General features: G+C 60.8%; 19 protein-coding genes. 10 read left to right on the top strand and 9 right to left on the bottom strand.

From position 1 onward, the window contains the following. Nucleotides 1–24 precede the first annotated feature (24 nt). Entirely contained in the window at nucleotides 25–597 is a 573-nt protein-coding gene (locus O3303_RS15085) for an arylesterase (RefSeq protein WP_269559218.1), read from the bottom strand. 339 nt (nucleotides 598–936) lie between these two features. On the opposite strand from O3303_RS15085, the gene O3303_RS15080 reads away from it, so the two are divergent. The 7 genes from O3303_RS15080 to O3303_RS15050 all read left to right on the top strand — a co-directional run bounded on the left by O3303_RS15080 (nucleotide 937) and on the right by O3303_RS15050 (nucleotide 5,785). Beyond that, entirely contained in the window at nucleotides 937–1,488 is a 552-nt protein-coding gene (locus O3303_RS15080; RefSeq protein ID WP_269559217.1) for a phage tail-like protein, read from the top strand. Nucleotides 1,489–1,524: 36 nt separating this feature from the next. Then, nucleotides 1,525–2,157, top strand: coding sequence for a phage tail protein (locus tag O3303_RS15075; protein ID WP_269559216.1), 633 nt, complete (start codon nucleotides 1,525–1,527; stop codon nucleotides 2,155–2,157). A gap of 12 nt (nucleotides 2,158–2,169) precedes the next feature. After that, complete coding sequence (locus O3303_RS15070) at nucleotides 2,170–2,868, top strand: phage tail protein (protein ID WP_269559215.1); 699 nt, start codon at nucleotides 2,170–2,172, stop codon at nucleotides 2,866–2,868. 11 nt (nucleotides 2,869–2,879) lie between these two features. Next, nucleotides 2,880–3,548 carry a phage tail protein gene (locus O3303_RS15065; RefSeq protein ID WP_350356587.1) on the top strand — a complete coding sequence of 223 codons (669 nt, stop codon included), beginning with the start codon at nucleotides 2,880–2,882 and terminating at the stop codon, nucleotides 3,546–3,548. A gap of 26 nt (nucleotides 3,549–3,574) precedes the next feature. Further along, on the top strand, nucleotides 3,575–5,092 hold the full coding sequence (locus O3303_RS15060) for a T9SS type A sorting domain-containing protein (RefSeq protein ID WP_269559214.1): 1,518 nt from the start codon (nucleotides 3,575–3,577) through the stop codon (nucleotides 5,090–5,092). Between the two features lie 121 nt (nucleotides 5,093–5,213). Then, the gene (locus tag O3303_RS15055) at nucleotides 5,214–5,531 is read left to right on the top strand and encodes a thioredoxin family protein (RefSeq protein ID WP_269559213.1); all 318 of its coding nucleotides are present in this window, start codon (nucleotides 5,214–5,216) and stop codon (nucleotides 5,529–5,531) included. Nucleotides 5,532–5,542: 11 nt separating this feature from the next. Continuing rightward, entirely contained in the window at nucleotides 5,543–5,785 is a 243-nt protein-coding gene (locus O3303_RS15050; protein WP_269559212.1) for a DUF6952 family protein, read from the top strand. Nucleotides 5,786–5,862: 77 nt separating this feature from the next. Here the strand turns inward: O3303_RS15050 and O3303_RS15045 are convergent, their stop codons facing one another. The 6 genes from O3303_RS15045 to O3303_RS15020 form a co-directional block, all read right to left on the bottom strand. Further along, complete coding sequence (locus tag O3303_RS15045; RefSeq protein ID WP_269559211.1) at nucleotides 5,863–6,477, bottom strand: hypothetical protein; 615 nt, start codon at nucleotides 6,475–6,477, stop codon at nucleotides 5,863–5,865. A gap of 87 nt (nucleotides 6,478–6,564) precedes the next feature. Continuing rightward, a complete protein-coding gene (locus O3303_RS15040; RefSeq protein ID WP_269559210.1) occupies nucleotides 6,565–7,251 on the bottom strand; it encodes a carotenoid biosynthesis protein in 687 nt (228 codons plus the stop codon). 98 nt (nucleotides 7,252–7,349) lie between these two features. Further along, nucleotides 7,350–8,852: a 1-hydroxycarotenoid 3,4-desaturase CrtD gene (crtD, locus tag O3303_RS15035; protein ID WP_269559209.1), complete on the bottom strand. Its 1,503-nt coding sequence runs from the start codon at nucleotides 8,850–8,852 to the stop codon at nucleotides 7,350–7,352. A gap of 582 nt (nucleotides 8,853–9,434) precedes the next feature. Next, nucleotides 9,435–10,625, bottom strand: coding sequence for a class I SAM-dependent rRNA methyltransferase (locus O3303_RS15030; protein WP_269559208.1), 1,191 nt, complete (start codon nucleotides 10,623–10,625; stop codon nucleotides 9,435–9,437). Nucleotides 10,626–10,749: 124 nt separating this feature from the next. After that, nucleotides 10,750–11,307, bottom strand: a complete 558-nt coding sequence (locus O3303_RS15025; RefSeq protein ID WP_269559207.1) for a hypothetical protein — start codon at nucleotides 11,305–11,307, stop codon at nucleotides 10,750–10,752. A gap of 82 nt (nucleotides 11,308–11,389) precedes the next feature. Further along, the gene (locus tag O3303_RS15020; RefSeq protein WP_269559206.1) at nucleotides 11,390–11,866 is read right to left on the bottom strand and encodes an SRPBCC family protein; all 477 of its coding nucleotides are present in this window, start codon (nucleotides 11,864–11,866) and stop codon (nucleotides 11,390–11,392) included. A gap of 131 nt (nucleotides 11,867–11,997) precedes the next feature. On the opposite strand from O3303_RS15020, the gene O3303_RS15015 reads away from it, so the two are divergent. From O3303_RS15015 to O3303_RS15005, 3 genes are read left to right on the top strand one after another with little or no spacing between them, the layout of a single operon-like run. Then, nucleotides 11,998–12,474 carry a hypothetical protein gene (locus O3303_RS15015; RefSeq protein WP_269559205.1) on the top strand — a complete coding sequence of 159 codons (477 nt, stop codon included), beginning with the start codon at nucleotides 11,998–12,000 and terminating at the stop codon, nucleotides 12,472–12,474. Between the two features lie 8 nt (nucleotides 12,475–12,482). Continuing rightward, the gene (locus O3303_RS15010) at nucleotides 12,483–13,253 is read left to right on the top strand and encodes a hypothetical protein (protein ID WP_269559204.1); all 771 of its coding nucleotides are present in this window, start codon (nucleotides 12,483–12,485) and stop codon (nucleotides 13,251–13,253) included. A gap of 8 nt (nucleotides 13,254–13,261) precedes the next feature. After that, nucleotides 13,262–14,263 (top strand): sensor histidine kinase, encoded by a 1,002-nt coding sequence (locus tag O3303_RS15005; RefSeq protein ID WP_269559203.1) that lies wholly within the window; start codon nucleotides 13,262–13,264, stop codon nucleotides 14,261–14,263. A gap of 93 nt (nucleotides 14,264–14,356) precedes the next feature. Here O3303_RS15005 and O3303_RS21970 read toward each other — a convergent pair whose 3' ends face one another. Continuing rightward, nucleotides 14,357–18,313 (bottom strand): SNF2-related protein, encoded by a 3,957-nt coding sequence (locus tag O3303_RS21970; RefSeq protein ID WP_350356586.1) that lies wholly within the window; start codon nucleotides 18,311–18,313, stop codon nucleotides 14,357–14,359. Between the two features lie 221 nt (nucleotides 18,314–18,534). Next, complete coding sequence (locus tag O3303_RS14995; RefSeq protein WP_269559202.1) at nucleotides 18,535–19,764, bottom strand: ABC transporter permease; 1,230 nt, start codon at nucleotides 19,762–19,764, stop codon at nucleotides 18,535–18,537. Nucleotides 19,765–19,782 lie beyond the last annotated feature (18 nt).

Below are 19,782 nucleotides of genomic sequence, written 5' to 3'. Positions count from 1 at the left end.
CCGGCGGGCGCGTGCAACGCGCCCCTACAACACGCCGCTCAACACCGCCCACACGTTATCGGCCAGAATCTTCTGGCCGGCGGCGTTGGGGTGTACGCCGTCGGGTAGGTTGAGGGCGCGCTGCCCGATGACGCCCTGCAGCAGAAACGGCACGAAAGGCAGGCTGTTCTTTTCGGCCAGCTCCCGGAACAGCACCTTGAATTCCAGCGCGTAGCGGGCCATGCGGTGTCCCCCCAGCGGCCCCAGGTCAAACGGAAACTCCAGGCCCACCAGCACAATGCGCGCCTCCGGGTATTTCAGCCGCACCTGGTCGATGATGTCCTGCAGGTTCTGGGTGGTTTCGCGCACCGGAATGCCGCGCAGGCCGTCGTTGGCGCCCAGCTCCAGCACGAATACATCCACGGGCTGGCGGGCCAGCACGGTGGCCACGCGCAGCCGGCCGCCAGCGGTGGTTTCGCCGCTCACGCCGTAGTTGAAGGTTTTGTAAGGAAGATTGAGCGAGTCGATGCGCTGCTGGAGCAGGGTGGGGAAGGCGGCGCTGGCGGGCAGCTGGTAGCCGGCCGTGAGGCTGTTGCCGAAGAAAATGAGGTTTTGCATACGGGGTGGTGGCGTGGAAGGAGCGGCAGTGCGGCTTACCGGGTCGGGTGAGCCGCAACCCGCCAGCAGCAGGCAAAAAACAAGCAGCACGATGCGCATAAGAGCAAACTAAGCGGGCATCATGGCCGATGCTCTGCCTGCTATACTGCTGTTGCCCTTTCAAAAGTTTTCGGGCAGCCGGTTTCGGGCGAGAAAAACAGGTTCGGGACCGGCTGCTGTAAGGCTCGTTGGCAGAATTCGGCACCGGAAAGCCGTAAGTAAACAAAAATATAATTATATGATTTTAATGATATATTTTTGCTGTGTTGAGTACACCGCTCTTGCCTTTCATTCCTTTCTATGAAGCCAGATTTACGTTTCGTTCTGCTGCTGGCCGCTACCCTGACAACCAGTGCCGCCGCTGCCCAAACCGGCAGCGTAGGTATTGGAGTAGCTGTGCCGGCCTCCACCTCGCTGCTTGAGCTAAGCAGCACTTCCAAAGGGTTTCTGCCTCCACGCATGACCCAGGCGCAGCGCAATGCCATTGCCAGCCCTGCCGATGGCCTGATCGTCTACCAGACCGACAACACGCCGGGCCTCTACCAGCGCCTTACCACCGGCTGGGCTACCCTGGGCACGCTCAACACCGAAAGCAAGACGGACATTGTAGCGCCCACCACGGCCGCCAGCCTGGCTCCCGGCACAACCACGGTAGTGTACACCACCAACAGCAATGGCAGCGCCAACGGCACCGTAACGCTGGGGGCAGGCCAGGAAGGCCAGCGGCTGGTCATCATCAACAACGATGAGCAGTACCTGCCGGTAGTATCGGCCAGCGGCACCGGCAACCTTTTGCCCCGCTACGGCGCGCGCTACATCTACACGGCCGGTGCCTGGCGCCGCGAGTCGTAGGCGGCCGCTTTTCTGATTTCGGCTTCCGTTTTTTTCATGGCAAACACTTCCCCTTCGGCCCAGCGCGCCGCGCCATTGCGCGGCTCCCTGCGCCAACGACTCCAGAACTGGCTGCGGCCCACGCCCGCGGCGCAGCCCCTGGTTGCGATGCGCCCCAGCGGCGGCCAGCCCTACGTGGGCGAAATAGCCATTTTCGCCGGCAACTTTGCGCCCGCTGGCTGGATGTTCTGCAACGGCCAACTGCTGTATATTTCTGAGCATGAAACGCTATTCCAGCTCATCGGCACTACCTATGGCGGCGACGGGCAAGAGACGTTTGCCCTGCCCAACCTGCAGGGGCGGGTGCCGCTGCACCAGAGCAGCTCCTACACGCTGGGCCAGCAGGGCGGCCAGGAAACCGTATCGCTGACAATACAGCAAATACCGCAACATACGCACACCCCGCCAGCCAGCAACGCCCCGGGCACCTCGGCCTCGCCGCAAGGCAACGTGCCCGCCGACAGCGGCGCGGGTTCGGCGCAATACACGCAGTCGGTGGCCAGCCTAGTGAAGCAGCCAACGCAGACGCTGGCCGCAGTAGGCGGCAGCCAGCCCCACGAGAACATGCAGCCCTACTTGGCGGTGAATTATATCATCTCGCTGTTCGGCATTTTTCCATCTCAGACATAAGCTCCGAATACCATGTCATCAACACCTGATTCGCTGGTCGGCGACTCTTCGCGCCGGAGCTGGCTTAAACACCTGGGAGGGCTACTAACGGGAGGGCTGCTGCTGGGCCGGAGCCGGCCGGCGGCAGCCGCTATGCCCGAGGCCGCCTCTCCGGAAGGCCTCACGCCCTTCCTGTCGGAGATTATGCTGGTTTCCTTCAACTTCGCGCCCCGGGGCTGGGCGCTGTGCAACGGCCAGCTGCTGCCCATCAACCAGAATCAGGCCTTGTTTTCGCTGCTGGGCACCACTTACGGGGGCAATGGCCAAACCAATTTTGCCTTGCCCGACCTGCGCGGCCGGGTGCTGGCGCCTATTGGCAGCAACGGGACGGCAACTATGGCACTGGGCGAGCGAGGCGGCACGGAATCCCACACGCTGCTGGCCAGTCAGATTCCGCCGCACATGCACGGCATGAAGTGCAGCACCGACCTGGGCACCACGCCGCTTTCGGGCACCAGCTCTACGGTGCACCACTACCTGGCCGACAATGGCGGCGGTGCGGCCCAGTATGGCAGCACAGCGAACACCGAGCTGGCTAGCTTCACAACTGCAGTACCCCTCGTGAATGTGTCCAGCAGTATGGGCGGGGGGCAGCCGCACGAAAACCGCCAGCCCTACCTCTGCCTCAACTACGTGATTGCCTTGCAGGGTATTTTCCCCAGCGCTTCCTAGCCGTGTCCATCATGTCGACAACCTTTTCCCTTTCTGCGGGCCAGCCCACACGCCGCAGCCTACTCAAGCGCTTGTCCGGGCTGGTGGCCGGCACGTTTCTGGCCGGGCCACTGCAGGCGCTGTTTGGGCGCGCTACCCCGGCGGCGGCGGCCCCGCTTACCGGCGGGCAGGATCCTTTTGTGGGAGAAATAGCCATGTTCCCCTTCAATTTCACGCCCCGTGGCTGGGCGCCCTGCAACGGCCAGCTACTGTCCCTTTCCCAGAATACGGCCCTGTTTTCGCTGTTAGGCACCAACTATGGCGGTGATGGCAGAAGCAATTTTGCCTTGCCCAACCTGAACGGGCGGGTAGCCATCGGGGCTGGCCAGGGCCAGGGGCTGAGCCTCTACGACCTGGGCCAGCAGGGTGGCAGCAGCTCGGTTACGCTGACCACTGCCGAAATGCCGGCGCACCAGCATACCCTGGACCTGACTTACAGCACGGAGCTGGGTACCACCGACCTGCCCGCCAACACATATCTGGCCAGCAACGGCTCCGGCGAGCCCCAGTATGCCCCAACTGGCACCGGCTCGACGGGCAACGGCGCCACCGGTACGGCTCTCCCGCACAACAACCTGCAGCCCTATCTGGCTGTCAATTACTGCATTGCGCTGCAGGGGGGGGTCCCGCCGCGTGGGTAGTCCACTCCTGCTTTCCGCTTCACAGTATGAAACCAACTCTACCCCCCTGGGGCCTCTTCCTACTCACCACGCTGCCCGCCGCCGGCCAGGGGCTTTCCAACCAGGGAGCCCTGATCAGCATTCAGCCCGGGGTGCAGGTGTCGGTGGTGGGCGACATCAGCATCGGCAGCAGCGGCACCATCGACAACGCCGGCACGCTCACGCTCACCGGCAACTGGACCAATAATGCGGGTAGCGGCGTGCTTACGCCGGGTACGGGCACGGTGCAACTGACAGGCACCGCCACGCAGCAGCTCGGGGGAAGCAGCGCCACCACCTTTCATTCGCTGGATGTGAGCGGCGCTACCGGCCCGGTGCAGCTGACGGCCGACCAAGCAGTAGGTGCCAGCGGCGGCGTGCTTGCGCTGGGCGCCACGCAGCTGCAGCTCAACTCTAAAGTGCTGACGCTGAACAACGGCGCGGCAACCGCCCTCACCCGCACTACGGGGCGGCTCATCAGCGAAACTCTGCCCGCCGCGGGCTACGGCCGCCTGCTCTGGGTGATTGGGGCCAATACCGGCACGTATAGTATTCCCATGGGCACCGCCACTGCCGACCTGCCCATCACGGCCGTCATCAGCACGGCGGGTACGGGTGCTACCGGTAGCCTGTCAGTGGCCACCTACCCCACCCCGGCCAACAATACGCCCCTGCCTACCGGCATCACCAACCTGCAGGGCGACGCCAACAAGGCGCTTGATCGTTTCTGGGTGGTGCAGCCAGCCAACTACACCACGGCGCCTTCCGCCACGCTCACCTTCTCTTATCAGGAGGCTGAATGGAACACGGCCCCCAACAGCATCACGGAGGCCAGCCTGCGGCTGCAGCGCTGGAACGGCACCCGCTTCGAAGCCCCGCAAGGCAGCGTAAACACCAGCGGAAACACGCTCACCTCGGCTTCGCAGAACACGTTCGGCATCTTCGCCTCGGCCGACCAGGCGGCGCCGCTACCCGTAGAGCTGCGTGAATTTACGGCCCAGGCCCAAGGCCAGGATGGGCTGCTGAACTGGGCCACGGCCTCGGAAAATGGAAACCGAGGTTTTGATGTAGAGGTCAGCCTCGATAGCCGCACCTTCCAGCCGGTAGGCTTCGTGGCGGGCTTCGGCACTACGGTTGTTTCGCGCGCCTACCGCTTCACCGACCCCGGCGCGGCGCGGCGCGGCAGCCTGCAATACTACCGCCTACGCCAGCTTGATGCGGATGGCACCGCCACGTATTCGCCGGTCCGGACGGTAGCTTTTGCCCCGCCGCCGGCCAGCCTGGCAGTATGGCCCAATCCGGCACACGACTCCTACACGGTACTGCTGACCGTAGCCAGGCAGCAACCCGCTACCCTGACTCTGTATGATGCCATTGGCCGGAAGGTGAGTGAGTTGCGGGTACTGTTGCAGTCCGGCGAAAACCGGTTGCCGACGCAGTTTGCCGCTGGGCAGCCGGCGGGTATATACCTGTTTTCTACTACGCTGGATGGGCAGCCGATGCGTACACGGCTGGTGCGCGATTAGCAGGCAGGCCACTCGGAAATATGAGAATGGGCAAACCTTTTTCGAGGGTTTGGGCTTTACCTTTGCTGCAGGTGAGAATCATTCTTGCCTGAAAAGCCATTTCCCTGTCAACCCCTTTGCAATGCCCGTTACGAAAGCAACCGACGCTGATTTCCAAAACCTCCTCGAAGCAAACGATAAAGTAGTAGTGAAATACTACGCCGACTGGTGCGGCAACTGCCGCCTGTTTTCGCCCAAGTTCAAGCGTATGGCCGAAGCCATGCAGGAGCAGGGCATAAAGTTCCTGGACGTGAATGCCGAAACCAGCCCCGAAGCCCGCAAGCTGGCCAGCGTCACGAACCTGCCCTTCTTTGCCGTATTTCGCAACGGCGAGCTGCTCGATACGGTAGCTGCCAGCAAGGAGGAAGCGGTAGCCGCCCTCATTTCGCGCCTCAACTAGCCGCTGCTGCCATGAAAATGCCCGTCATCAAGCGCCTCGTGGAAACGCAGACGCTGGAGGCCCTGGTAGCCGCCGAAGAGGCCCTGCTGGAAGAGCAAGCCCCCGCCTTCGAGGTGGAAGGTGAGGATGAAGGCGAAAAGCTGACGCACGTGTTTGCCGCCATCTTCATCCGCAACCACATGCAGGACCACGGCTCCGAGTTCAAAGACGCCCTGCGTGAGTACACCAAAAAAGTTCGGGTTTCCATCAGCTAAGCTGCCAAACCCTGCATCATAAAAAAAGGAGGACTGGCATAGACAGTGCTCCTTTTTTTATGGCCGCAACCGTCCCGCTAGCTCCACATCCGGGCGAAGTGCGGGGACGTCAGGCGCATGCCTTCCTCGGTGCAGAGGCCGCGCACGTAGGGAAAAAAGATGTTGCGGTACACTTCGCCGAGGTTCACCTGGTCGGGCGGAAAAAACTGCTCATTCAGCACCAGGCTGAACTGGGCCAGGATGATGCGGGCAATGAAGGGCGCGTCGAGGGCGGCGCGGAACTGTCCTTCCTGGACGCCCTCCTGCAGCAGGCGTGTGAGTAGCGGAAAGGCATAATCCTGGGTGTATTCCTGGATGGTGTCCCAGACCAGCGGAAACTGCTTCCGCACCACATGGTAGTCGTGGTGGGAATGACGCAGCTCGTGCAGGCTGTGGTGCAGCAGGGCCAGCAGGCACTCCACCGGAGTAGCCAAGTTGGCGAACAGCTCTTCATGCTCGTGGCGCTGCCGGGCCAGGTTGTGGCGCGTAACCTGCAGCATAAATTCTGCCTTGTTTCCGAAAATAGTGCGGAACGTGGTGGGCGTCAGGTCCAGTGCAACGGCCAGCTGCTCTTCGTGCAGCAGCCGCACGCCCATGTCGCGCAGTAGCAGGTTGGCCTTATCAAGTAGTTGATGGAGTACGACTTGCTCCATAGAAGGGAGGGAATAAAAGGCGAAAGACAGAAGGTAAGCCAGAACGATGGATGGCCTAACAAAAAGTATTCCGAAGTGCCAATATTTTTAGCGCAGCAGCCCCAAACCGAAGAAGAACAGCAACTGCAGCATGTATACAAACGCGGCCAGCGGATTGCGCTTATCGAACTGCGTGCGGTTGAAAAACACCTGCAGGATGAGTGACACGGCAAACCAGCCCTTGAAGTTCTGCAGCGGAATGACATCGAAGCGCCACTGCCAGAAGTCGAACCGGACGGCCACGGGCTCCAGGCAGGCGTCGAGGCCCACCATGAGCAGTGTGGCCACTACGGCCCGCAGAAAATCGGACAGCGGCAAGTAGCGCGCCAAAATGCCAGCCGTGTAGGTGAGCATCAGCCAGTTGGCCCCGATGATTAGCGGCACGCCCAGCCACTTCAGGCCCAGCGTGCCCCCGTATTCATAGGACCCAAACAGCAGCCCGGTCCGGATGCCTACCACCTCCACGCCGAAGCCCACGGCCATGGTTACCAGGCAAAACCACCATAAGGTAGAGCCCTTATCTGGCTGAAACGCCAGCAGCAGCCCCAGCGTCAGGAGCAGGTTGAGCGGCACGAACTGCAGGAAAAACGCCGGATCTTCGGAAAAGCCCAGCCCCAGAAACCCCGTGACGTGGAACAGCAGCAGAATGCCTTGCGCCCAGCGCACCCGGCGTTGCCGGGCCAGGGCGCGTTGCGCAAGCGCCTCCGCCGGGAGTTGTTGAATGGATTCAGGCATTTATAATCGGTTAGTAATGAGCAATGTATAGTTAGGGGCAAGGCTTCTGGCCAGCGCATTTGGCTGGTCACAATTCGCCTGAAATTTGCTCCTGACTATTATTTGCTGATCAATTCAGAGACAATGCGGGCAGAAAGCAAACATAGCGGAATACCACCGCCGGGATGCACAGAGCCACCGCAAAAGTACAGCCCTTCCAGCTTCCGCGAGAAGTTGGGGTGCCGCAAAAACGCAGCCAGCAGATTGTTGCTGGAGCTGCCGTAGAGCGCGCCGCCAAACGACGACGTGCGGGCTGCAATGCCGGGCGGGTCCCACACCTGCTCGGCCCGGATGAGGGCGGCCACGTCGGTGCCCAGCGCGTTGCTCACGCGGGCCAGCACGGCGGCGCGGGTGCGCGCCACCAGCGCCGGCCAGTCTTGGCCCTGGTCGTGGGGCACGTTCACCATCACAAACCAGTTTTCGTGGCCCTCAGGCGCGTCGGCGGGTGTGTGCCCACTCGTGATGTTGACGTACACCGTAGGGTCGTCGGCAATGGTTTTGTCGCGGAAGATGGCCTCAAACTCCCGCTTGTAATCTTGGGAGAAGAAGATGTTGTGCACGCCCAGTTCCGGGAAGCGCCGCCCTATGCCCCAGTAGAAAATGAGGGCCGATGAGGAGCGGGGCTGGCTAAGCGTACGTTCCGGCGCAGGCTGCGTGGGCAGCAGGCGGCGGTAGGTCGGCACTACGTCCATGTTGCTGACTACCAGTCCCGATGCGTATGTGCCGTGGGCCGTACGCACGCCCGTCACTCGGCCTGCTTCGGTCAGAATTTCCTGCACCGGCTCCTGGTAGCGGAACTCCACGCCCAGCTCTTCGGCCAGCCGCACGAGGCTTTGGGCAATGGCATAGATGCCGCCTTCGGGGTAGAAGGCGCCCCGGCCGTGCTCCAGGTGCGGAATCAGGCTGAGGGTGGCCGGCGCCTGGTAGGGGTCGGAGCCGTTGTAGGTGGCAAACCGGTCGAAGAGCTGCACCAGCCGCGGGTCGTCGGGGAAGGCGGCGGTGTGGCGCTGGTGCATGGTGCTGAGCAGGCCCAGCTGCGGCAACGCGCCCACGGCTTTCAGCACTTCGGGGCTGAGGTAGGTACCGGCCTTGTGCAGCGACTTCTGCAGAAACGTGCCCGCCGTGCCGTCGTAGGCCTGGCCGCTGCGGTGCAGAAAAGCCCGCACGTGGGCGGCCGGCACGCCCAGCTTCGTTTCCACTTCCTGCGCAAACCGGTCTTCGTCGGCCCAGGCCGTAAGGCGGGTGCCGTCGGCGAAGAAGTACTGCGTGATGGGGTCGAGGCGCTGGTAGCGGAAGTAGTCGGCGGGGTTGCGCCCGGCCAGCGTGAACAGTTCGTCTACCAGCTCGGGCAGCGTAAACAGCGACGGGCCGCCGTCGAAGCGGTAGCCGCCGGGCAGCTCCAGCTGGTGCATTTTGCCCCCGAAGCTCTCCTGCGCCTCAAATACCGTGACGCGGTGCCCGGCCACCGCCAGCCGCACGGCCGTAGCAATGCCGCCAATGCCGGCCCCGATGATGGCGGCGGCGGCTTTCGGGACGGAAGTGGAAGCGTTTGGGCGGGTCACAGAACGAAATGAAGAATGTATCGCAGCTATAACTCGAAAACCCGCTTTATGGCTTCAGTTTCGAGATGAAAAAGTACATTGTGGGGATTGTGAATTGGGCTGTCAACCCCCGTTACAAGCAGGCCAGTGAAGGATTGCAACTGCAATACCCTGAATCCACTCCGAAACACCAGCAGCTTATGAAGCCTCGTATCGAGTACTGCCAGATGCTGGGCAGAGCCTACTAGCGAAGCCCGATTCCACATTGGTAGGGCTACCCGATGCCCTGCAGAATCCCACACGGGCGGGCCACCGAAAAAGCCTGGTAACGGCACGCGCTGGTTACTTTGGGTAAACCAGAAGCAGCGGCCGCTGAGTGGCCCACCCTGGCACTTCTCATACAACTCGCCATATTCCAAGCGCTGTGAACCATCAATTGAACACAGGTGGCTTACGTCGTTGGAGAAGTACCAGGGACTGAACTCAGTGTCCGGCATACAACTTACTTTCTCACTCAGGATTAGTTGTTGAGCGGCTTAGCACCCTTACTCAGGCTTCAACTGGCCCAACGGCTTCCAGCTGCTGCCGGACCGGAACTACCGGCTACTCCACGGCCAGCACCAAACCTTTCAGATAAGCGCCTTCGGGGTGGAAAAGGCTTACGGGGTGGTCGGCGGGCTGGGTGAGGCGGTGCAGGATGCGGGCCGGCCGGCCGGCCTCGATGGCGGCGGCCAGCACGGCGCCCTCAAACAGCTCGGGGCTCACCACCTGCGAGCAGCTGAACGTGAACAGCAAGCCCCCGGGCGCAATCTGCCGGATGCCGGCCGCGTTCAGGCGCTTGTAGCCCATCAGGGCGTTGTGGCGGGCTGAAAGGTGCTTGGCGAAGGCCGGCGGATCGAGTACGATGAGGTCGTATTCTTGCTGGCTGTTTTTCATGAAACTGAACACGTCCTCGGCGTAGGCGGCGTGCTTGCTTTCGAGGCCGGTGAGGGCGGCGTTGCGCTCCGTCAGCTCGATGGCGCGCTTGGAGCTGTCCACGGAGTGCACCAGCTCGGCGCCGGCCTGCAGCGCGTAGGAGCTGAAGCCACCGGTGTAGCAGAACGTGTTAAGCACCCGGCGGCCGGGCGCGTAGCGGGCCAGCAGGCTGCGGTTGTCGCGCTGATCAATGAAGAAGCCGGTTTTCTGCCCCGTTTCCCAATCCACGGCGAACGGCTGGCCGTTTTCGTGCACCACGTGCTCCTGCCCGCTGCTGCTGCCAAACAGGTAGCCGTTCTGGGCACCCGGGGCAGCCTTGGCCGGCACGGTTTCGGCGCTCTTGTCGTAGATGGCGCGCAAACCCGGAATGACGGCCTGCAGGGCTTCCGCAATGAGCGGGCGGGCCTTGTACATGCCCGCGCTGTGCGCCTGCACCACGGCCGTGTCGCCGTACACGTCGATGATGAGGCCGGGCAGGCCGTCGCCCTCGGCGTGGGTGAGGCGGTACACGTCGGTGTTGCCGGTGCCCGTCAGGCCCAGACCCTGGCGCAGCTGGTAGGCGTTGCGCAGGCGGGCTTCCCAAAAGGCCGCGTCGGGCAGCTGGGCATTGGGGCCGAAATCGAGCATGCGCACGGCAATGGAGCCGGGGGCGTAATGGCCCACTCCCAGTACTTCGCCGTTGGGAGCCTGCACCGTCACCACTTCGCCTTCGGTCACTTCGCCCTGCATGCGGCCAATAGCGCCCGAAAACACCCACGGGTGGCGGCGGCGCAGGGATTGGTCTTTTCCGGGTTTGAGGGTGACGATGGCAGCAGTCATAGGGGCAATGAAATGAATTGGACTGCAAAGGTAGCCTAACCCGCCGAGGATGAATTGCCGGGGCCTGATTTTAACCCCGGGCCAGCCAGATGCTCCCTTCAGCAGTCTGTCAGCGTGGCTGCCATTAGAAAGGGTCGATATAGGCAACCAGCACCGCCAGCGCCGCCAGCCCAGCCAGCACCAGCCACACCGGCCCGCCCCAGATCAGCAGCCCCAGCAGCGAAAGCGGCAATACAATCAGGCCCAGCACGCCCAGTACCGTAGTGCCCAGCCCCACCTCAGCGGGCCGTTGTGGCGCAAACGCTCGTCGGACTTTAGCTGGTGCCGCCGCTGCCTGGTGCCTGGTAACTGCCTGGGCGGCAGAAGCCGTCGGCCGGCGCGCTAACGCCGCCACCGGCCGCGCCAAACGCCGCAGGTGGCGGGGCCGGACGATGGTAACCGTATGCGTTTGCGGCTGCAAGGATGGCGCGGCAACCGGTGTTGCAGGTGGTGGCACCGCCGCTTCAGGTTCTGCAGAAACAACTGCTACAGACGCTGGCACCCGTTCGGAAGACGCGGGCCGAAACCGGAAGGCCGACTGGCTGCTGCTGCAGCTGGCCGTGGCTCCTAACAGCAGCAGCGCGCTCAACAAACGAAAAAACAGCCGCAGGGAAGCCGGGGAAGCAGAAGTAGTGGTGTGCATAGACGAGGGGAGAAAGCCGGTTCCGACGCGAAGTACGCCGAAAGCCTGGGCCGTATACGGCAGTAGCGGCCGGCGCGCTGCCTCAACCGGCCGGCAGAACAGCCGGCACCTTGGCGGGCCGTCCAAACCAGCGCCGGTAGATAGGTTTCCGCCACGCAAACTGCGCCCACATGGCCGGCCACAGCAGCCGGTCCAGCAGCTTCGAGCCACTCGTGAATTCCAGGTCTTCGATGATGTAGCAGCCGCCATCCGGGGCGGGCTGCATCAGGTGCCGGTGCTGCCAGTAGCGTAGCGGCGGCGGCAATTGACGGCCCTCATCCACAAAGAAATAGGTGCCATCGGGGGTGGTGCCGTGGTCGGTGATGAGCGACGTCCAGCGGAAGCGGGCGGGCCCGGCACCCAACTCAATGTGCACCTCGTCGCCGCGGTGGCAGCCATCGAAGCGCAGCAGCCGGAACGGCGGAAACGGCGGCGCTAGGGCCAGAAACAGGTCACGGGTAAAGCCCTGCCATACTTGGGCAGGCGCGGCGGCAACGTGGGTACGGAGGTAGAGGTGCATGAAGAATGAAATTTTGTTTTATGTATATATATTGTTACTATTATTATAGTAACAACCTGTTTGAGTTACAGGACTGTTGGCGCAGTCGCAGTAGCGGTGGCATTGGGGTCTAACCTCTAAACAATAAACAAATGAAGATGCCTCTCTTGCTTATAATCGGGACCGTCGGCTTGGCCGCCTCTGCTACCTCTTGCCTGATAAATCCCCATCCACCTACCCAGCAGCAGACTTCGACTTTGGCTTGTGAGCCTCCCGCCAGCATACCAGTAATAGCGGATAGTGCGGATAAGTGGCTTAACCGCTTTAATACCGATAATCCGAACGGTAGAAATAAATTTGCCTCCACTACTTTTGATGAAAGGGCTCTGAAAAATCTTCTTGGCTTACCTGGGGTGAAAGGGATTAAAATCTATTATGCCTACGATAGAAAAAAGCCGAATTCGTCGTCTGACGGCAGCAGCCCGCGCCCTTTTGCCCGGTTGATTCTGATGCCTGTGGACGGATGCGGAAAAGATTTAGTTGACCTTAAAAGTAAGAAATTGCTGAATCCTTATTACTTGCTTTCATCGCCAATGCGCTGCCCGGATAACTGCGACCAAAACCAGTAGGCACCTGCATGTATAACTGGGCCGACACACTCCACCTGACCAACCGAGTGCTGGAAGCCGCACCACTGCTGCCATTCATAGCTGGCTACCTGCGACGGATGAACCTGCCGCCGCTTTATCGTCTGGTGTATTACTACGTCGGCGCAAAGTCGCTTTTCTATATGCTGGATGTAGTTAGCAGGAGCGTATTTCGCAACAACGTTTACCTTTTCCACCTCTCCACGATAGTGACTGTTTTGTTGCTGTCCTGGGTGTATTACCGGCTGATTGATTTGGTGGCAGTAAAGAAACTGCTGCCCCCGGCAATTGGCGTGTTTATGCTGGTGGCAGTGGCCGACGCGCTTTTTCTCAATAAGCTGTTTATCGATATCAACAGCTATTCGCAGGCTTGCGGCAGCACCATCCTGATTACGCTGTCGTTGCTGCACATTCTGCAACTCAGCCGAAGCGTGCAGCTGCTGGAACAGCAGCCCGAGTTCTTCTTCAGCATTGCCGTGCTGGTGTATTCTGCTTACTCAGTTGTGACGTACGTAGCCTCCAATATCATCTACAGTGCGGGTTACGACAAAGCCACTAATATCCGGCTCGACACCATCATCAGCGCCCCCGATGCCCTTCTGTACGCTGTACACATGGGGATGCTGGCTTGGATGTTCAGTTTCTTTCCGCTCTCCATCAACCCAAGGCAGGCCCTCCCCTACTGGCTGCACTATAGCCGCTGGCGGCAGCGGGCGCATAAATTGCTGGGAAACAATATATTGCCGGGGATTTATTCCTGATTCTAGCTATGCCCGACGCGCTGCTGCCCTTCCTGCTGATTGGTCCGGTGCTGCTGCTGCTGGTAGGCGGCATTATCGGCATTCTGGTGCGGGAGCAGCGGCGCCGGCTGCAGCAGGAGCGCGAGAAGCACCTGCTGCTGGAGCAGCAAAATGAGCGGCTGGAGCAGCAGGTACAGCAGCGCACCGCCGATTTGCAACAGTCGCTGGATCATCTGCAGGCCACGCAGCGCCAGCTGATTCAGAGCGAAAAGCTGGCCTCGCTGGGCGAGCTGACGGCCGGAGTGGCGCACGAGATTCAGAACCCCCTCAACTTCGTGCTCAATTTCTCGGAGGTGAGCGTGGAGCTGGTGCAGGAGCTGAAGGAGGAAGTGCTGCACCAACTGCCGGCCACTACTGTGGCGCCGGCCGCAGAGCTGCTGCAGAACCTGGAAGACAACTTGCAGCGCATCACGCAGCACGGGCAGCGGGCTGGCGGCATTGTGCAGGGCATGCTGCTGCACGCGCGCACCTCGGCCAGCGAGCGGCAGCCCACCAACCTCAATGCCCTCACCGACCAGTTTCTGCGGCTGGCTTACCAGGGAATGCGCGCCAAAGACAAGACCTTCAACGTCACCATCGAAACGCACTTTGCGCTTGGTATGGACCCGGTAAGCGTGGCGCCGCAGGATATTGGCCGGGTGCTGCTGAACCTGTTCAACAATGCGCTGTATGCCCTGCGCAAGCGCCAGCAAAGCCAGGAGCCCGGCTATCAGCCGCTGCTGCAGGTCAGCACGACGGAGTGCCGCGACGGGCAGGTTGAGGTGCGCGTGCGCGACAACGGGCCGGGCATTGCGGCGGCCGTACTGGACAAAATCTTTCAGCCGTTTTTCACCACCAAGCCCACCGGCGAAGGGTCGGGGCTGGGGTTGTCCATCAGCTACGACATCGTGACGCAGGGGCACGGCGGCCAGCTGCTCTGCCAGACGCACGAAGGAGTCTACACCGAGTTTATTGTGCGGCTGCCGGCATAGCCGGCTTTCTTGCAGCCGGAGCCGCAATAGCCAAGAGTATGAATGGGCCGTTTTCTAGGGAACCGGACAACTACCCGGCCGCCTGTCGGGCTGCTAGCCTAGTAGCTCCTCAATATCCTCCTTGGTGAGGCTCTTGATGATGGCTTCGTCAGTAGTTATCAGGTCCGTGACAAGCTGGATTTTCTTGTGCTGCAGGGCCAGAATCTTCTCTTCCACCGTGTTCTGCGTGATAAACTTGTAGGTGAACACCGTGCGCTGCTGCCCGATACGGTGGGCGCGGTCGATGGCCTGGGCCTCCACGGCGGGGTTCCACCACGGGTCGAGGATGAACACGTAGTCGGCGGCCGTCAGGTTGAGGCCCACGCCGCCGGCTTTCAGGCTGATGAGAAACACCCGCAGCTCTTCGGTTTCCTGGAAGCGCGTCACCACCTTGTGCCGGTCGCGGGTGTTGCCATCGAGGTAGGCGTACTCGATGTCGCGCTCATCGAGTGAGGCCCGCACGATGTCAAGGTGCTTGACAAACTGGCTGAACACCAGAACCTTGTGGCCTTCTGAAACCACGCTCTTGATCATGCGCACTATCTCGCGCAGCTTGCCTGACTCGTGCGCATACTCCTCGTCGGCCATGCGGGGGTGGTTGGCAATCTGGCGCAGCTTGGTGAGGCCCTGCAGCAGCATAAACTGGGTGCTGGCCGTGCCGTGCTCCTCAATGTTCTGCAGAATCTTGTTGCGGTAGTAGCTCTTGGTTTCCTCGTAGCAGTGCTGCTGCTCCTCGGTCATGGGGCAGTAGCTCAGGTTCTCGATTTTCTCGGGCAGTTCCTTGGCTACCTGTGCCTTATGGCGGCGCAGAATGAACGGCTTGATGAGCGCATGGAGTTTGCGCGTCCGGCCTTCGTCCTTGCCTTTCTCAATGGGCTTGAGGAACTCCTTTCGGAAAAACGTCTGCGTACCCAGCAGCCCCGGGTTGATAAACGACATCTGCGACCACAAGTCCATGGTGCTGTTTTCCACGGGCGTGCCTGTCAGAATCAGGCGGTGGCGCGAGTGCAGCCCGCGCACGGCGTGCGAGGTAGTGGAACTGGGGTTCTTGATGGCCTGCGACTCGTCCAGAATCACGTAGTCGAACTTGTACGTTTTGAGCAGGTCCGCATCGAGCCGCACGATGCCGTAGCTGGTCAGCACCACGTCGTAGTTGGCAAACTGCTCCACGTTTTTGTCGCGGTAAGTGCCCGTGTAGATCAGCAGGCGCAGGGCGGGAGTAAACTTCTGAGCCTCGCTCAACCAATTGTATACCAAAGAAGTAGGCATGGCCAACAGCGACGCCGCGCCGCCGGCTTCGCCGCTTTCCTTGCGGTGCAGCAGCAGCGCCAGCGTCTGCACGGTGTTGTGCGTGAGCACGAAATTATCGGTGACATAGAGCCGGTCGGGCGCATCAACCGAGATGCACTGCGCGGGCATCGTACCTGCCGGTTCTACGGACCGGATGCCGCGGTAAGGCTGATACTTGGTTTTCGGGCGGTACAGCGCCGTCTTGCGGGTGAGCCGGAACGGCACAATATGCGGGGGCAGACTCAGCGTGAGCGTATACGCCCGCTGGCCGGTGCGCGCCTCTCCGCTGTGCGAGTAGGTGGGCATTTTGCTCGACTGGCGCACCGTGCCGCCCAAGGACTGCACCAGAAAGGTAACGCCCGCAATCAGGTCCGGAGAAATGGAGGTGAACTGGCTCACGTCGCCGCTGGCCGATACGTAGCCGTCGGAATCCATGAGTCCCTGGAGCACCGCCAAGCGGGTGGCCATGTCGTTCACCAAGTACTCCTCCGGCACAAATTTATCCCGGGAACCACACCCCTTCAGGCCCAGCTGCCGGATGGTCTGCATCAGCTCGTTGGTATGGCCCGGTGCGTTTTTCACGAACGTATAGTCGCAGGACTCGCCCTGGCGGCGCACGGCCAGCGTGGGCGGGAGCGTATCGGTGACGTAGTTCACAATTTGCGCGTCGCCAGTCGAGAGACGGATGCTGTTCTGGCGGAAGCAGCCGTCGCCCAGCAGCAGGCCCAGGAAGTAGGGGTCCAGGGGCACCGGCTGGGCCTCGAACTGGACGGGCTGCACTACCGGCACAAACCACTTGGTGTTGCCGTGAGGGTCGTGCAGGTCGTGGCGCAGGTCGGCCAGCTCCTTTACCTGGTAGCCCTGGCCGCGGTACTTCTGCACCGGACTTTGCACGGCCCACAGGTGTTCGGCGCAGCATTCCGCCGTGGAGCCATCGGTAAACGTGACCCGGAAAATCTCCTTCTCGCCTTGCGGAAACACGCCCGTCACGTGCGAGGTGCGGCCTTGGGAGTTGATGACGGCTTGTCCCACCCGTATATCACCCATCGTTGTCCAGCCCGTCGGGGTCAGAATGCGGGCGTGCAGGGGCTGGGCCTTGCCCAAACCCATATCGTCGGCGAGGCAGCCTCCGAAATGGTAGTCCTTCACGAAATGCAGCCAGTTGTAGCCGGCCTTCTGGTAGGGTCGCAGCTCGCCCTGGAAGCCAACCGGCATGGGCTGGTCTTCCACGGCCTCAAAGCCGCGCAGCTTCTCCAGCTTGCGGCTGATGACCACGGTGGCCAGGTTGCCGTTCTGCAGGTCCGAGACCAGCGCCAGGTGGTGCTTGCGCAGCGTCAGGCTCTGGGCGTGCTCTTCGGCGAAGGCAAACAGCTCCAGGTACTGCGTAAACCACTCCTCCGGGATGATGGCAATCTGCCCGTTGGGCAGCCGGAACTCGTGGCGGCGCTGCAAAATGTAGGTGCGCAGCTTGATGAACGGAATTTCGAACTCGCCGAAGCGCACGGTGCCGCGCACATCAAACCAGTCATTGGCTTCCGTGATGCCCACTTCCACGCTCACGGCCCCGATAAAGTAGTCTTTGCCGGAGGTACTGCCCTGCTGCACCGTGAAGCCCAGGCGGGCCAGCTCGTCGGCGTGGTGGTGCAGCCATCGGAAAGCGGTGGCCTTTTCCAGCACGGCGCGGCCGTTGCGCACCTCCAGGGCCCGGTCGGCCAGCTCCCGGATGATTTCCTGCTCCCGGTCGAGGTTGCGCACGAGGCGGTGGAAAATGTAGTTGTCCTGCTGCTTTTCCAGCTTCACGCACACCCGCTTGTCGTAGCTGTTGTGCACGGTATGGTCGCCGTAGCGGAAGGACAGGTCGAAGTGGATGTGGTCGGAAAGGGCCGTGGCCACGCTGGTACCGCCGGTTTCGGCTGCGGCGCGACGGGCTGTGGGGCGCACATCCTCTACTACTTTAGCCGTAGGAGCATCCGAAAAGGTCAGCTGCGGCCGCGCCACGTAGCGCTCCGACCGGATGTCGAAGCCGCGGGCGTGCACATCAAACGACTCGACGAGCGGGGCCACGAACCGCAGGAAGTAGCTTTCCTCCACCTGCCGCGGAATGACGATGAACTTCTTGTTGAGGAAGGGCTTGATCTTCTTGCCATCCACCTCGTTGCGGAAGTGGTAGAGCACATCGTCAACGAGCAGCCACGCTGGCTGCTCCGAGATGATAACGGCGTTTTTGTACTGGAAGTCGAGCCGCTGACTTTGGTACTGAATGGTAGGAAAGTAGTGGGTATTGTCTTCGTTGCGCCGAAAATGGAACAGCACCGACGCCGCTTCCGGGGCCAGCCCGATTTCACGCCACGTAGGCTCTCCATCCTTGCCCATGATGAACACGTACTTGCCGGGCAGGCGCGCCAGAATCTGGCCCATCCGCTCCTGCACATGCTGGGAAATGACTTCCTGGAGGGCTTTGTCGCCTTTCTCAGGATCGTAAACTTTCAGGAAAAAGTCGGTGGGGGTAGTTTTCTTGGGCCAGAATTCCTTGATGACAGCGTCCTGCTGAATCTGGTCGGTGAGAGCCACCAGCTCGAAGTCGGTTTCGTCGAGGCCGTCGGCAAACTCGGGCGCGTTTTTCGCCGAAACTGTTTGGTGCTGGAGCGTCAGCTGTCCTTTGGCGTTGCGCTGAACAACGTAAGACTCAAATAAATACCCTAAATATTCGTGCTCAAGCAACGAGTAAACAATTTGAAAAGGTAGAGCAGTAGAAACCTTCATAAGGATAAACAGCAGCCAAAATGCAGGGTTGAATGTAAGGACAAATGCTAAATACTATATTATTTACCAAAAAGTAAAATATATTCTAAAAATAATTATATTGTAGAGTCGAACAGGGTAGTTAATCTACCCGGAAGGCCCTTGTAGGTAGATGAACTACTAATTGCGCTGGCAGAAGGTTACAGGTTTTCGCGAACGTCGAGGCGTGCGGCATTCAGGGCGGGCCGAATGGAAACGGCTATCGTGATAACCACGATGGCCAGGCCGGTAAGCGCAATGTCGGAAAACTGCATTTTAACCGGGTACGAATCGACTACGCTGGTGGCCATGCCCATGCTCACGACGTGGAACGTCTGCTGCATCCAGCAGATAGTAACGCCCAGAAACAGGCCCGTAATGGCACCCACGAGGGCTACAATAGCTCCTTCGAGCAGGAAAATGCGTCGGATATGGCGCGGCGTAGCGCCCATGGCCAGCAGAATGGCCACGTCCTTACGCTTGTCGATGACGAGCATCGAGAGCGAGAAAAAGATGTTGAGTGAGGCAATCAGCAGGATGAAGGCGAAGGTGATGAAGACGAACATCTTCTCCACTTTGATGGCCTTGAGCAGGCTAACGTGCTGCTCATCGGAGTCGAGGACCTTGAACTTCGGGCCGAGGTCCTGCTTAATTAACTCCTTGACTTTCTGAATGTCGTGCTCATCGCCAACGTTTACCTCCAGCGACGTACGGCGCGGGCCGTAGCTGAGCAGCTCCTCGGCAAATTCCAGCGGCACGAATACATAGCTGTCGTCGATGTGCTGCTCAATCAGGAAAACGCCGCCCGCCGTAATGGTTTTTTCGGTGAAGGCGTTTTCGGGATTGAAGGAGAGGGTTTTTCTGCCTGTGTTGCGGGGGTAGAGCAGGTGTAGCGGCGCAAAGCGGTTGTTGAGGGCGATGCTGAGTTCGTGCTGTACGCCGGCCCCAAGTAGGGCATAAGGCTCGCCGCCGCGGCGCAGGCGGTGGTCGCCTTCCACAATCGAGGAGTCGATGCGGCTCTGCGTGTAGTAGTTTTCCGAAACGCCCTTCATCTTCACCACCATCTGGCGGTCGTGGTACTGAAGCAGGGCGTTGTCTTCGATGACCTCCGTGAGCAGTCCTACGCCCCGGATGCGGCGCAGCCCGTCCAGCATCGGCTCCGACACGGTAAACGACTTGCCCTGCATGGCCGTCACCACTAGGTCGGGGTCCGACTTGCCGTAGAGCGTGCGCACCAGGTCCTCGAGGCCGTTGAATACTGACAGCACGATAATCAGCGCCATTGTGCCCACCGCCACGCCAATCATGGAGATGTTGGAAATGATGCTGATGATGTTGCGCTTCTTCTTCGAAAAAAAGTAACGCCGGGCAATGAGCAACGGAACGTCCATGCGGGGCGTGGGAGGTGA

The organism is Hymenobacter canadensis (assembly GCF_027359925.1).
In the GTDB taxonomy this organism is placed as follows: Bacteria; Bacteroidota; Bacteroidia; order Cytophagales; family Hymenobacteraceae; genus Hymenobacter; species Hymenobacter canadensis.
This window is presented reverse-complemented; position numbering and strand designations above follow the sequence as displayed.